The sequence below is a fragment of the Rothia sp. 110740021-2 genome, from assembly GCF_054263775.1.
In genome coordinates this window covers 1019863-1033600 of the sequence record NZ_JBSZFE010000001.1, presented here as the reverse complement: position 1 = coordinate 1033600, position 13738 = coordinate 1019863, and the positions used below count along the sequence as shown (strand labels likewise).

Below are 13738 nucleotides of genomic sequence, written 5' to 3'. Positions count from 1 at the left end.
CCAAAGCTACCGAATCGTAGCTACCTGCTGAACCAATCAGCTACAGCTTAGCTACAACGGTTCGGGTGCTTAGAACACCACTGGTTGTACTCTTCAACATAACGCTGGTGCTCAGCATAAGTGCGGGAATACTTGGTCTCACCGGAATCCAGGTCCACAGTCACCCAGTAGAAGTACGGGTTCTTCTCGGGAGCTGCAGCAGCCTTAATCGAAGCCAGCTGCGGGGAACCAATCGGACCCTTAGGAAGACCCTTATTCGCATAAGTATTGTACTTATTGCTCTTATCGGCCTTCTGCTCTTCAGTCAGGTGGTACGAGCGGACACCCAGACCGTAGGTCACGGTCGCATCCGACTGAATCAGACCCGAGGTCTCACCATCAGGGTTGTTCAGACGGTTCTCAATGATGCCTGCAACCGCCACGTAGTCCTTCGGCTGAGCCTCAAGTTCCACGATAGAGGCAATAGTCAGAACCTCAAAGATCTTCTGATCGCCGCTCACACCGGCTTCCTTCAGGTCAGCCTTGGTCTTATCAACCATGGTCTGAATAACCTTCTTGATGTCGGTATCCTTCGGGAAGCGGTACTCACCCGGGTGCAACCAGCCCTCAATCGACGGGAAGTTGCTCGGCACGCCGTACTGGGTGTAGTTGCTGATCGCGTCCTCAACCTGCTTGCGGGTGAACGCGCCATCGGAGCCAGAAACAATCAGATCGATGGTCTCGCTCACGCGCTTACCCTGAGGAATAGCCAGGTACAGTACGTTGCTGTTCGCCTGAATAATCGTGTTGATAGCGTTCGAGCTGCTCATGTGCTGCTGCAATTCATAGGTGCCAGGCTGCAAGTACTTACCCTTGCTCTCCTTGGCGTACACCTCAAGGAACTTATCAGCATCAGCAATGACGCCAGCATTTTCTAGCTCAGCAGCCACCTGCGCGGTGGACTGGCCGGAACGAATCGTGAAAGTTACGGTCATGCCGTTACCGCCACCCGAGTAGTCACGATTCTTGAACGGGTCGTAGCGAGTAATCAGGGCACCAGAAATGATGACCAGAGCCACGACAAACAGGGAAATTGCGCTCAGCAAAACGGCGCGGCGGCGGCGCTTACGCGCACGCAACGTAGCCACCGACACGATTTCCTGTTCCATCGTAATGCCGGTAATACCCTTACGTTCGTCCTCAGCCGTAGGCCTAAAGAGGTCGAGCCCGCTCTCTTCGGGCTGTTTATTCTGTTCGGTCACTGAAGGTTCTCCGTTTCGTTGACGGCACCAACCGCGGTCCCTTCTGACTCGGACGGTCGGTTTTCTTCGTGGGCCGGATCGCTCACCTTGTACCCGGCTACGGACTGCCCCGCCTTGAGGGCATCCAGGCTGTACTGCAAAATGTTCACAGCCGCCACCTGGTCAACCATAGTCTTGAAATCTCGGCTGGAAACCCCAGCCTCGTGCAGTGCACGGTGAGCGCTCACGGTGGTGAGTCGCTCATCCACCAGCCAAATATTAATATGTGTTTTCTCTTCGGCATCCAGCTCGGAGCGCAGAGCCTGCGCGTACTCCCTAGCCATTTCCGTGGAGGGAGAATCCCCACCACGCATGGTCTTCGGAAGCCCGACGAAAACCTCCACCACCTCGTTCACCTCAATCAGCTTGCGCAAAACACGGCGGTCAGAGTTCTTCTTCGCGTCGCGGCGTAATGTCTTGAGCGGGGTGGCAAGGATGCCGTCGGGGTCGCTGAGGGCGGTGCCGACGCGAGCATTACCCACATCGACGCCCATCCGCACTCCCCGCTGGAATTCTGCCATATTTAGGCCTGAGCCTGTGCGATAGCGTCGCGGACAGCGTCCAGTGCAGCACCAATCTTGGATGCATCCTGGCCACCACCCTGAGCGACGTCGTCCTTACCGCCGCCACCGCCGCCGAGAACACCGGCAGCGACGCGGACCAGAGCGCCAGCCTTCACGCCAGCCTCACGAGCGCCCTCGTTGGTTGCTACCAGGATAACGGGGCGACCATTAGCCACACCCACCACAGCAACAACCGTAGCCTCGGAGCCGAAGCGCGAACGCAGATCCAGAGCCAGCTCACGAACGCCGTTAGCGTCCAGTTCGCCAGCGTCATGCGCCAGAACGCGAACAGAACCGATGGTCTGTGCATTCTCCAGCAGCTTGCCAGCCTCAGCCTGCAGCTTCTCGCGGCGCAGCTGAGCCAGTTCCTTCTCAGCAGCCTTCAGCTTAGCCAGAGTCTGGTTAATCTTCTCCGGCAGATCAGCGGAGGACTGAACCTTCATCAGACCGGTCAGCTGGTTCACCAGGGTACGCTCAGCAGTCAGGTGGTTGAAGGAGTCCAGACCCACCAGAGCCTCAACACGGCGGTTACCGGAGCCAACAGAACCCTCAGTCAGCAGGGTCAGGGAACCAACCTCAGCGGACGAACCAACGTGGGTACCACCGCACAGCTCGCGGGAGAACTCGCCACCGATTTCAACAACACGCACCACGTCGCCGTACTTCTCGCCGAAGAGGCTCATAGCGCCAAGAGCCTTAGCCTCAGCCAGTGGCATCTCACGGGTAATCACCTGGTGGTTATCGCGAATAGCGAGGTTTGCTACCTCTTCAACCTCACGCTTAGCAGACTCGGACAGGCCCTCGCCCCATGCGAAGTCGAAGCGCAGGTAGCCTTCCTTGTTGAAGGAGCCGCGCTGAGTTGCTTCATTACCCAACACCTGGTGCAGAGCTGCGTGAATAATGTGGGTACCGGAGTGTGCCTTCTCACCGTCGCGGCGACGCTGAACGTCAACCTGTGCCACAACCTCAGCACCGGTGTGAACCTCGCCCTCACGTACAACGGCGCGGTGAACACTCAGGCCCTTCACGGGCTGCTGAACGTCCTGAACGTCAATGATGAAGCCGTTGCCGGTAATAACACCGGTATCAGCTGCCTGGCCACCAGCCTCAGCGTAGAACGGAGTCTCATCCAGGACAACCTCAATCTTGTCGCCGGCCTTAGCTGCGGGAACAGATACGCCGTCCACCAGGATTGCACGCAGGTGAGTCTCAGTACGCAGCTCGGTGTAACCGGTGAAGATGGAGCCACGCTCATCCACGAGCTTACGCAGCTCGGACAGGTCAGCGAACGCGCCCTTCTTCGCCTTAGCGTCAGCCTGTGCACGGTGACGCTGCTCAGCCATCAGCTCACGGAAAGCCTTCTCGTCAACCTTCACGCCAGCCTCAGCAGCCATCTCCAGGGTCAGGTCAATCGGGAAGCCGTAGGTGTCGTGCAGAGCAAACGCCTCAGCACCGGAAACAGCGTTGGAGCCGTCCTTCTTAGCGGCAGCAACTGCCTCTTCCAGACGCTCAGTACCGGTCTCAATGGTATGCAGGAACGCCTTCTCCTCAGCGTAGGCAATGCGGGAAATACGCTCGAAGTCATCACCCACGTACGGGAAAGCACCCTTCATAGCCTCGCAAGACGCCGGGAACAGCACGGGCAGGCAAGGCTCAGTCACGCCCAGCAGACGCATCGCACGGATAGCGCGGCGCATCAGACGGCGCAGAATGTAGCCGCGACCCTCATTGGAGGGGGTGACACCGTCAGCAATCAGCATAAGGGAGGAGCGGATGTGGTCAGCCACCACGCGCATACGCACGTCGTCCTCGTAGCCTTCGTCCTCAGGGGACTCAGAGCCGTGGTACTTCTTACCGGACAGTTTGGATGCTGCATCCAAAACCGGGCGAACCTGGTCGGTCTCGTAGAAGTTCTCAACACCCTGCAACAGCATTGCCAGGCGCTCAACACCCAGGCCGGTATCAATGTTCTTCTTCGGCAGCTCACCCAGAATCTCGAAGTCATCCTTGCCGAGGCCCTCGCCACGCTGGTACTGCATAAACACGAGGTTCCAAATCTCAATGTAACGGTCGTCGTCAGCCGCCGGGCCGCCTTCCTTACCATAGGCGGGGCCACGGTCATAGAAAATCTCCGAGTCGGGACCTGCAGGGCCGGGCTGACCAGTGGACCAGTAGTTTTCCTTCATGCCCATACGCTGAATACGCTCAGCGGGGAACCCAACGGTCTTAGTCCAAATCTCGAATGCTTCTTCGTCACCCTCGTAGATGGTGACCCACAAACGCTCGGGGTCCAGGCCAAAACCACCCTGATCCTGAGAGGTAGTCAGCAACTCGTAAGCGAAAGGAATCGCCTTCTCCTTGAAGTAATCACCGAAGGAGAAGTTACCAGCCATCTGGAAGAAGGTACCGTGACGCGCAGTCTTACCCACCTCTTCAATGTCCAGGGTGCGGATGCACTTCTGCACGCTGGTCGCGCGGGAGAACGGAGGGGTCTCACGGCCCAAGAAGTAGGGAATGAACGGCACCATACCGGCAATGGTGAACATAGCGCCGGGCTCGTTCGAAATCAGCGATGCCGAAGGCACCACAGTATGGCCGCGGGAAGCGAAGAAATCGATCCAGCGCTTGGAAATCTCCTGTGAGAGCATCTCATTCCTTAGAGTAATCTGTGCGAAATTCTAAATTAGTCTACTGACCTATGGTGCCTGCCCGAGAGCAAAATGGCTAATTGAGCCAGTCTCGTACCGTGGTTTACGGGCGAAGACACCACGTTTTAAAACCTAGTTGAAGAAGCCATCACCGAGCTGACGGTCACGCGCAATGCGCTGCTCACGCGCTCGCTTCTGCGCCTCTTCCAAGGAGGCAATCTCAGCCTCCACCTCAATAAGTTCACGCTCAGCCAGGCGGCGGTTCGTGGACTCAATCTCAGTCGAGCTCATCTTGCGCTCCCAGGTATCCAGGGAGCCAGGACGCAGATCCTGCTTCTGGCGCTCCACCTTAGCGTTGAGCTCCATCTCCTTTTCCTGCATGCCCTCACGCACGCGGGCGGCGAACTCAACAGCACGCAACGCATACGGCTGCAGGGGCTTGCCAATCGGCGAATCGAAGAACTTTCCCATCTGAGACTCCGGGTTGAGGGCCAGTTCACCGTGCTCACGCATGAGCAGGGCGCTGCCGGGGGTACGCTGAGCAGGTTCGGAGGCGGTGGCACGCTTGGAAGCAAAGTAACCAACCGCCGCGCCGGCGCCAAGCAGAAGAGCTGAACGAAGCAGACCCATTAGTTCTCACCACCTGCAGAGTAAGAGGACTGTGCCGAACCATACTGACCGCCAGCGTTGTTGTTGCCGGTGCCGTGTGCGTCGCCGGGCTTACCTCCGCGGAACGCCTGACGCACACCGTAGGAGAAGGACGCAACCTTAATCAGCGGCTGACCCACAGTCGAGGTCACCAGCGAGGACAGCGCAGAAACATTCGCAGACGCATCTGAAACGTTCGAGGTGATGTCGTCAACCTTCTCCAGCTGCTCATTGGTGGTTACCACAGTGCGGGTCACCTCTTCAATGAGGGGGCCGGTGCTCTGGTTCAGCGAACGAATCGTCACGATAAGCTCATCAAATACTTTAGTCAGGCGAATAATGGGTAGCGCAAGAAGAGCCACCAGAATCGCAAAAACTCCTGCTGCAATCAGGCCCGCAATATCTCCGCCGGTCATCTATAACCCCATTCCGCTCAATGCATGATGCTTATCAAATAGTCGTACAGGACCGCATGCCACCGTGGCATGCAGCCGGATTGTGCGTACAGTTCAGGACTGTACACACAGTTCAATCCCTTATTTTAGTCGAAAAATCCTTCAAGCGCCCCCTAAACTCTCATGAAACTCCCAGCGACGGAAGATTCACAGGTTCAGTGGCACCACTGCTCTCTGGTGTATATACCCAAAAAACCCGCGTGTTAAACGGGAACAACCCGCCCCCACCGAACGGTGCAGGACGGGTTGCTTCTCGAAAAATCGAGATTATGCCAGACGCGAGTAGTACTCAACGACCAGCTGCTCGTCGCAGATTACGGGGATCTCTTCGCGCTTGGGCTTACGCTCAAGCTTTGCGTGCAGCTTCTCAATCTCAACGTTCAGGTACGCGGGAACCTCGGGCAGAACTGCCTGGTTCTCACCTGCAGCCGCAGCCTGGAAGGGGGTGGTCTTCTCAGCCTTGGGGTGAACGTGGATCAACTGGCCGGGCTTAACCTGGAACGAGGGGCGGTCCACGCGAACGCCGTCAACCATGATGTGACGGTGAACAACCATCTGACGTGCCTGTGCAATGGTGCGGGCGAAGCCTGCACGCAGAACCAGAGCGTCGAGGCGGGTCTCGAGCAGCTCGACCATGTTCTTACCGGTCTGGCCCTCGGTACGCTTTGCCTCGAGGTATGCGCGGCGCATCTGTGCCTCGCGAATGTTGTACTGAGCGCGCAGACGCTGCTTTTCCTTCAGCTGGGTAGCGTAGTTGGAGTCAGCCTTCTTGCGGGCACGGCCGTGCTGGCCGGGGCCGTAAGGACGGCGCTCGAGGTACTTTTCTGCCTTCGGGGTCAGTGCAATGCCCAGGGCACGGGACTGACGCACGGTACGGCGGGGGCGGTTGTGGTTTGCCACAGTTCGTATTCCTTTTCTTTAGCGGTGGCACGGCTCATGACGCATATACGGTGATGTGCTGAGCGTTTCCCATGGGTGTGGGTGTGCCATTGTTCTGGTGGTCTGGCCTCCGGTAGGCCGCCCACGGTTTGGGCGGTGGAGAGTAGAGAGCAGCCGCACTCTCGGTACTATGAGCTACCCGATGATCAGTTTCTACCCCGTTACCGGGGCGGACGCTGCGTTTTGGGTAGTCTGCCAGCCACCTTTCTAGTGTAGCCACTCAAGGTAGGTCAGGGAGGAGGAACTGACTATGATATTAAACATAGCGTCTACTGTATGCTCAACAAGCTTTTTCTGGTTTACAAATATAAGAAGTCGGCTCTAAGGGAAAAAAATCTCCTAGAGCCGACTTACTCTCATATAGGTGGAACCTTAAATTTCTTAGATGCCGTGGCCGTAGTTATCGTAAACGCTGGTGTTGTTAGCAGTGTTGGTGTCTACAGCAGTGTTAGGGATGTAGTCGGTGGTAACCACAATCTTGTTACGCTTGGAGTGGTTCAAGTAGTGGCCATGAGCCCAATCAAGACGAATCTGCTCGCCGGGACCCAGCTCACCGCGGAGGGTTACCATAAAGGTGTGGGAGTTGACACGAGCAATCTTAATCTTGGTTGACATGGGGGTAGTGAGGGTTAAAGAGGTGTTCCGGACGGGGGCACCGCTCATATCCTCGACGGTTACGTAGAAACGAGTTCCGCTGGGCAGGTTGCCTGAGGCGGAGCCTGCATTCCCAAGATAGAGCTGGCCGATGGTGGCTAGGCCGGGAACCGGAGCGAAAGAACTTACGTTGGTGTAGGCATTAACAGAGGTAGGTGCGGTAGCTGCCTCTGCAGGAGTCAGGGCTGCACCGCCCAGGGCTAGAGCGCCTACAAGGGTTGCAGTCAGGGTCTTTTTCATCATAAGTACATCATCCAATCTCTAAAGATGCGAAAGCGTGAGCAATATGTCGAGGAGGGGCCGACTACTAGGTCTCAACCGATCAGTGGCACACCTAAGATTTTAGCAAGCTAAAGGCTAACTATGTATTCGGTTTTTACTCCCTTTTATGGGGCAAAAACACTCCATTTGCGCCTTAACAGCCCCCATGCGGGGCTTTTAGAGGATATCACAGAGCGGGGGAGGGATATGTAACCCCTCCCCCGCTTAACCCTTTCCCTATGAGTCTAACTATAGACACAAGAGTTGGATTTACCTTTGATCTTACCAGATACCATCGGCATACATGAGCTGGTAGCCAAGCTGGGTGTCCTGGCCACGAGTGAGTCCAACCAGCTGGGCGTTGAAGAAGGTCACAGCATTGGAGGTGGAACCATTGAAGCCGGTACCGGCAGCGCCTGCAGAGGTGGTCTTCTGGAAGGCACCAATCTCGTTGGAGTAGACGTAGCCGCTACCGGTGTAGGTAACAGCCTTGGTGTCACCGCTGGTGTCGTGAGCCCAACCAGAGAACTGGATGGTGGCACCGGCGAAACGCTTTTTGCTGTTGTTCCAGTTGTCTACACTCTTGGTGTAGGCGTTCAGCAGGCAGGCCTCGTCAACAGAGGAGCCAACGGAAGAACGGACCTCATCGAAGCTGGGGGGCAGGAAGCCAACGGGGCGAACACCAATGGCAGTGTAGATTGCGCCAGAGCCAATAACGGTACCATCACGCCAGTGGGAGTTAACGAAGTCAACAGCGTCGCCCTTGGTGGCTGCAGTGTTGGGCTTGATGGCGAAGAGCCACTTGAGATGGTTACCCTCGGCAACACCGGTCTCTTCACCGAACTCGCCAGCACCCAGGTTGTTGTAGCGGCCGTCAGCAGAGTAGACGTCGATGTAGGAAGAGGCATGGGAGACGTCGCGCTGGTTAGGAGCATTGGGATCATCCACGTTGACAGCTGCGGGAGAATCGTCAGCTACACCGGTGCTGGTGTTCCATTTGTTGTTGGCAGGCCATTCAGCAGGCATCTGGGCGGAACGGATCTTGCCGCCGCCGAAGAGCTTGTTGATAGCGGGAGAGGTGGCAACGTTACGCTGAGCGAACTCGAAGCCGAAGGGCAGCTGAGGAACGTCCAGAACACCACCGTTGGTTACCTGCACACGCAGGTTGGAGGTTCCTAGGGCACCGTTGGAGCTAGCGTTATTGTTGTACCAGAAACGAATGGTGGTGTTCTGCAGGTTGGGCAGAGCGGCCAGACGCCTCTGGAAGACAGCCTCTACCTGTGCGTCGATGTCAGCGGGGCAGGGAGAAGAAGCCGCGTAAACGGGAACCGACGCAGACGCAACAACCACAGGAGCTGCCCAGGCAACACCCTTTGCTAGGGTACGTCGGGAAAAACCGTGAGTCATGTGTAACTTTTCCTTAAAGTATTTAGGGAGAAATAAGACGTGTAAATACCACAAAGCTCTATGAAAACACAATGCTCTCACAGATGTACTTACAACTCCTTAATTATAGACCCGTAAGCTAGAAAAGCAGACGTAATCGCCCAAGTTTCTTTCGTATTCTGTTAACCACAGAGCGTCTGGCTTCCTCTCTTTTCTTTGCAGATTTTCACTAGGCGGGCTCGCGTAGGCAGGCTATTTTTTTCAGACGCTCCCCTATCTGTCCCTCAGCCCCAAAAACTGTGGGAGTATAGTAGACCTTCCCCACCAGAGCCTCAGGGGCATATTGTTGGCGGGCCACCCCGTTCTTCTGATCGTGAGGGTAGACATAGCCCTTACCATGCCCCAGTGCAGTAGCCCCCGGGTAGTGACCATCGCGCAGATGAACCGGAACCGGCCCTGCCAAGCCTGCACGGACGTCCGCCAACGCCCCATCGATAGCCCGGTACACGGCATTCGACTTAGGGGCAGACGCCAGATGAATCGTCGCCTGCGCCAAATTCAACCGAGCCTCCGGCAGCCCCACCAGCTGAACAGCCTGAGCAGCATTCACCGCAGCAGTCAGGGCCGTGGGGTCAGCCATACCGATATCCTCACTGGCATGAACAATCAGGCGGCGGGCAATAAACCGGGGGTCCTCCCCCGCCTCAATCATGCGCGCTAGATAGTGTAGGGCAGCATCCACGTCTGAGCCACGAATCGACTTAATAAAGGCACTGGTGACGTCGTAGTGCTGATCGCCCTGCTTATCATAGTGCACCACCGACCGATTGACCGCCAAGCTCGCGTGCTCTGCCGTCACCGGCAGGGGCTGCTTGACCGAATACTCAACCCCGGCGTCCTCAGCCTCACTAAACGCAATCGCAACCGCCGCCTCCAGCGAGGTTAGGGAGCGGCGAGCATCGCCTCCAGAAACTGCCGCGAGGTGGGCGCGCGCATCCGCATCAATGACCGCCGCGCCGCCAAAACCGCGCGGGTCAGCCAACGCACGGTCAATCAGGTGCTCAATATCGGACTGCTCCAGCGAATGAACCCGCAACAGCAGCGAGCGCGAAAGCAGCGGCGAAATAATGCTGAACGACGGGTTCTCCGTCGTAGCCGCCACCAGAATCACCCAGCGGTTCTCCACGCCGGGTAGGAGCGCATCCTGCTGAGCCTTCGTGAAACGGTGAATCTCATCGAGGAACAGCACGGTGGTCGTGCCGTACATATCGCGGTCGAGCAGCGCCTGATCCATGACCGCGCGAACATCCTTCACGCCCGCGGTAATCGCCGAAAGCTCCACGAACTTGCGACCCGGTGCGCGCGCAATCACATGCGCCAGGGTGGTCTTGCCCGTACCCGGAGGGCCGTATAGAATCACCGAAGACGGGCCAGCCGGTCCGGCGTTCTCCCCCGCCAATACGCGCAAAGGCGCACCCGGAGTCAGCAGATGATCCTGGCCGAGAACCTCATCAATAGTGCGCGGACGCATACGCACCGCCAACGGTGCACGAGACGCCGAACGGGAAGAGTGCGCACGCGACGCAGAGGCGCGCGAGGAGGAGGGCTCCTCAGCGGGCGCGCCAATCAGGCTCACGCGGTCCCCGTCATCGGGCAATTCAAGATCAAAGAGGGAATCAGCCATAGTCTTACTCTATCGTTTCACAGGAAATTCGGTCATGACTTCGTGACTCTGGTACGGGTTAAAGACCCCCGCCGAAGTCACTAACTCATGACCAGAAATCAGAACCTAGCGTCTAAATTGTGAGCCACTCTTAGAGGGTCTCACTATCGAGAATCAGGGTCACCGGGCCGTCATTGACAAGCTCCACCTGCATGTCCGCACCGAACACACCGGTCTCCACGTGCAGGCCATGCTCACGCAACGCCTGAACATAATCGTTGAACAGCGGCTCACTCACCGCGCCGGGCGCAGCAGCAGACCAGGAGGGGCGGCGGCCCTTCTTCGCATCCCCGTACAGGGTGAACTGGCTGACCGCCAGCACGGGTGCACCCTCATCGAGGAGGGACTTCTCCCCCTCCAGCAGGCGCAGGTTCGCGGTCTTATCGGCAAGCTTCGCAATCTGCGCCGCACCGTCACCGTGCGTGATGCCGACCAGAATCAGGTAGCCGGGCTGCTCAATCGCCCCAACGGTCTCACCGTTCACGCGCACCACCGCGCGGGTCACACGCTGAATAACAGCTCGCATCGTTCACCTTTCAACTGGGTTCATCTTTCAACTTGGAGCCGGCCTTCACCGGGCTCATACATCTCACTCAACACCGCTCTCGGCGGCTGGTTTAGGGCAGCCGCCTCAGAGCACGCCGCGCAGCTGCACGGCACGCAAAAACTGGTTTGCCGCCCGCGGGGTACGAAACTCGATAAAACGCTTCTGCAGATGCTGCCCGCGAGCCTCCGCCAGCAATTCCCCGACGTGCGGGTAGCTCCTCCACGTGTACCGAATCATGTTGTCCGGGTCACGCAGAATATTCTTCAATGGCGGCTCCACATTATCAGCCCACAGCCTCTGACCCGTCACCGCACGGCGCACCGTCCGGCGAACCACACGCCACATGACCACCGCACGGCTATAGCGCAAGTAAATCACCACATCCGCACGCTCCAGCAGGCGGCCACGCACCTGCGGATACTGCCACTCCGTAATCCACGCAGGCCGATCAATGAGCGCCTGAACATCCGCCTCAAAACTAGGGCGCGGAGTCCAGTTCGGACCCCAATGCAACGAGTCCATCTCCGTATGCGGAATGTCCAGGAGGCGCCCTAACCGCGCCGCGAACGTCGTCTTACCGCTACCGCTCGGGCCGGCAACCAGAATACGCATGCTCCCCTCCCCCTTTACTTAGTACACAGATCGGCACGCACGCCAGTTGAGACAAAGGGCGGGCTGTGACCCTGCACAGGCAGAATACACAGCCCACCCTCAACGGCGACCCCGGCACAACTCAACGCCCGCCGGGTCCACGCCGCACAGGCCCACACCCCTACGGGGCGCATGACCAAAGACTAGAGAAGACTAACTACTCTTCGTCCTTCTTCTTCGGCTTGAAATCAACGCCAGCTTCCTTACGCTGCTCCGGAGTAATCGGTGCAGGAGCCGCAGTCAGCGGATCGTAACCATTACCGGTCTTCGGGAACGCAATAACCTCGCGGATCGAATCAACGCCAGCCAGCAGAGACACAATACGGTCCCAACCGAACGCAATACCACCCATGGGCGGTGCGCCGTACTTGAACGCATCCAGCAGGAAGCCGAACTTCTCCTGAGCCTCTTCCTCACCAATGCCCATCACAGCGAACACGCGTTCCTGCACGTCACGGCGGTGAATACGGATCGAACCGCCACCAATCTCGTTACCGTTGCAGACAATGTCGTAAGCGTACGCCAGAGCCGAACCCGGGTCGGTGTCGAAAGTATCCATGAACTCGGGCTTCGGGGAGGTGAACGCGTGGTGCACAGCAGTCCACGCGGAGTGGCCCAGAGCCACGTCACCGGACTCAGTAGCGTCAGCAGAAGACTCGAACATGGGAGCGTCAACAACCCACACGAAGGACCACTCGCCGTCCTTAATCAGGCCGGTACGGTGACCAATCTCAACACGCGCAGCACCCAGCAGTGCGCGGGAAGCCTTAGCCTCCCCAGCAGCGAAGAAGATGCAGTCGCCGGGCTTCGCGCCGGTAGCCTCAGCCAGGCCAGCACGCTCAGCATCAGTAATGTTCTTAGCAACCGGACCGGTCAGCTCGCCATCCTCCTGAATGAGGACATAAGCCAGGCCCTTAGCACCACGCTGCTTAGCCCATTCCTGCCAAGCGTCCAAAGTACGGCGAGGCTGAGAAGCACCACCGGGCATGACCACAGCACCCACGTAAGGAGCCTTGAACACGCGGAATGTGGTGTCCTTGAAGTACTCGGTCAGCTCAGTCAGCTCCAGACCAAAACGCAGGTCAGGCTTATCCGAACCGTACTTCTCCATCGCATCCTTGTAGGTCATGCGCTGAATCGGGCGGGGAACCTTCACATCAATCAGGTTCCACACAGCCTCAACGATGCGTTCGCCCAGGTCAATGATGTCTTCCTGATCAACGAACGAAGCCTCAATGTCCAGCTGAGTGAACTCAGGCTGACGGTCCGCACGGAAATCCTCGTCACGGTAGCAGCGAGCAATCTGGTAGTACTTCTCAATACCGCCCACCTGCAGCAGCTGCTTGAACAGCTGCGGGGACTGCGGCAACGCGTACCAAGAACCCGGAGCCAGACGAGCCGGCACCAGGAAGTCACGCGCACCCTCAGGGGTGGAACGGGTCAGGGTCGGGGTCTCAACCTCAATGTAGCCGTCCTCGGCCAGCAGGTTGCGTGCCGCACGGTTCGCGTCCGAACGCAGGCGCATAATGCGGGCCGGCTCCGGGCGGCGAAGATCCAGGTAGCGGTAGCGCAGGCGCGCCTCCTCACCCACCTCAACGTGCTCGTCAATCTGGAAAGGTAGCGGAGCGGCAGTGTTCAGCACCTCAACGGCGGACACCTCAACCTCAATCTCGCCAGTCGCCAGGTTCGGGTTCTCGTTACCCTCCGGGCGCTTAGAAACCTGGCCGGTCACGCGCAGAACGTACTCATTACGCAGGTGCTCAAAGTCAGCCTCATTGTGGAAAACGCACTGGGTGACGCCCTCGCGGTCACGCAGGTCAACGAAGGCGACACCACCGTGGTCGCGGCGGCGAGCCACCCAACCGGTCAGGGTAACAGTCTCTCCAATATTTGCGGCGGTCAGCTCGCCGTTGGTGTGAGTGCGAAGCACAGACATTCCTTTCATAGCGCGCACCTCACGACTATAGACAGTAGCCGGGTACA

General features: G+C 58.0%; 12 protein-coding genes. All 12 read right to left on the bottom strand.

Annotated elements, in window-relative coordinates; translation table 11 throughout:
- Positions 1-47: 47 nt before the first annotated feature.
- Entirely contained in the window at positions 48-1241 is a 1194-nt protein-coding gene (gene mltG / locus ACUXHH_RS04265; RefSeq protein ID WP_458390893.1) for an endolytic transglycosylase MltG, read from the bottom strand.
- Positions 1238-1801, bottom strand: a complete 564-nt coding sequence (ruvX, locus tag ACUXHH_RS04260) for a Holliday junction resolvase RuvX (RefSeq protein ID WP_005505922.1) — start codon at positions 1799-1801, stop codon at positions 1238-1240. Before ruvX ends, mltG begins: the two co-directional genes overlap by 4 nt.
- A 2-nt stretch (positions 1802-1803) precedes the next feature.
- Positions 1804-4491 (bottom strand): alanine--tRNA ligase, encoded by a 2688-nt coding sequence (alaS, locus tag ACUXHH_RS04255; RefSeq protein WP_458390892.1) that lies wholly within the window; start codon positions 4489-4491, stop codon positions 1804-1806.
- A 132-nt stretch (positions 4492-4623) separates the two neighbouring features.
- Positions 4624-5121, bottom strand: a complete 498-nt coding sequence (locus ACUXHH_RS04250; protein ID WP_279740012.1) for a peptide chain release factor 4 — start codon at positions 5119-5121, stop codon at positions 4624-4626.
- Positions 5121-5555: a DUF948 domain-containing protein gene (locus ACUXHH_RS04245; RefSeq protein ID WP_279740013.1), complete on the bottom strand. Its 435-nt coding sequence runs from the start codon at positions 5553-5555 to the stop codon at positions 5121-5123. Before ACUXHH_RS04245 ends, ACUXHH_RS04250 begins: the two co-directional genes overlap by 1 nt.
- Positions 5556-5861: 306 nt before the next feature.
- On the bottom strand, positions 5862-6494 hold the full coding sequence (gene rpsD / locus ACUXHH_RS04240; protein ID WP_279790278.1) for a 30S ribosomal protein S4: 633 nt from the start codon (positions 6492-6494) through the stop codon (positions 5862-5864).
- 420 nt (positions 6495-6914) lie between these two features.
- On the bottom strand, positions 6915-7430 hold the full coding sequence (locus tag ACUXHH_RS04235; protein ID WP_314078331.1) for a hypothetical protein: 516 nt from the start codon (positions 7428-7430) through the stop codon (positions 6915-6917).
- 300 nt (positions 7431-7730) lie between these two features.
- Positions 7731-8855, bottom strand: coding sequence for a hypothetical protein (locus ACUXHH_RS04230; protein ID WP_279754096.1), 1125 nt, complete (start codon positions 8853-8855; stop codon positions 7731-7733).
- A gap of 208 nt (positions 8856-9063) precedes the next feature.
- Complete coding sequence (locus ACUXHH_RS04225) at positions 9064-10518, bottom strand: replication-associated recombination protein A (RefSeq protein WP_458390891.1); 1455 nt, start codon at positions 10516-10518, stop codon at positions 9064-9066.
- A 130-nt stretch (positions 10519-10648) separates the two neighbouring features.
- Positions 10649-11083, bottom strand: coding sequence for a D-aminoacyl-tRNA deacylase (gene dtd / locus ACUXHH_RS04220; RefSeq protein ID WP_279740022.1), 435 nt, complete (start codon positions 11081-11083; stop codon positions 10649-10651).
- Between the two features lie 105 nt (positions 11084-11188).
- Positions 11189-11716, bottom strand: coding sequence for a P-loop NTPase family protein (locus tag ACUXHH_RS04215; RefSeq protein ID WP_279754097.1), 528 nt, complete (start codon positions 11714-11716; stop codon positions 11189-11191).
- 196 nt (positions 11717-11912) lie between these two features.
- Positions 11913-13685 (bottom strand): aspartate--tRNA ligase, encoded by a 1773-nt coding sequence (gene aspS / locus ACUXHH_RS04210; RefSeq protein ID WP_279740026.1) that lies wholly within the window; start codon positions 13683-13685, stop codon positions 11913-11915.
- Positions 13686-13738 lie beyond the last annotated feature (53 nt).

Coding starts and splice junctions, on each gene's coding strand:
- ruvX (WP_005505922.1), bottom strand. CDS start 1,801: ATGGCAGAATTCCAGCGGGGAGTGCGGATGGGCGTCGATGTGGGTAAT.
- alaS (WP_458390892.1), bottom strand. CDS start 4,491: ATGCTCTCACAGGAGATTTCCAAGCGCTGGATCGATTTCTTCGCTTCC.
- ACUXHH_RS04250 (WP_279740012.1), bottom strand. CDS start 5,121: ATGGGTCTGCTTCGTTCAGCTCTTCTGCTTGGCGCCGGCGCGGCGGTT.
- ACUXHH_RS04245 (WP_279740013.1), bottom strand. CDS start 5,555: ATGACCGGCGGAGATATTGCGGGCCTGATTGCAGCAGGAGTTTTTGCG.
- ACUXHH_RS04235 (WP_314078331.1), bottom strand. CDS start 7,430: ATGATGAAAAAGACCCTGACTGCAACCCTTGTAGGCGCTCTAGCCCTG.
- ACUXHH_RS04230 (WP_279754096.1), bottom strand. CDS start 8,855: ATGACTCACGGTTTTTCCCGACGTACCCTAGCAAAGGGTGTTGCCTGG.
- ACUXHH_RS04225 (WP_458390891.1), bottom strand. CDS start 10,518: ATGGCTGATTCCCTCTTTGATCTTGAATTGCCCGATGACGGGGACCGC.
- dtd (WP_279740022.1), bottom strand. CDS start 11,083: ATGCGAGCTGTTATTCAGCGTGTGACCCGCGCGGTGGTGCGCGTGAAC.
- ACUXHH_RS04215 (WP_279754097.1), bottom strand. CDS start 11,716: ATGCGTATTCTGGTTGCCGGCCCGAGCGGTAGCGGTAAGACGACGTTC.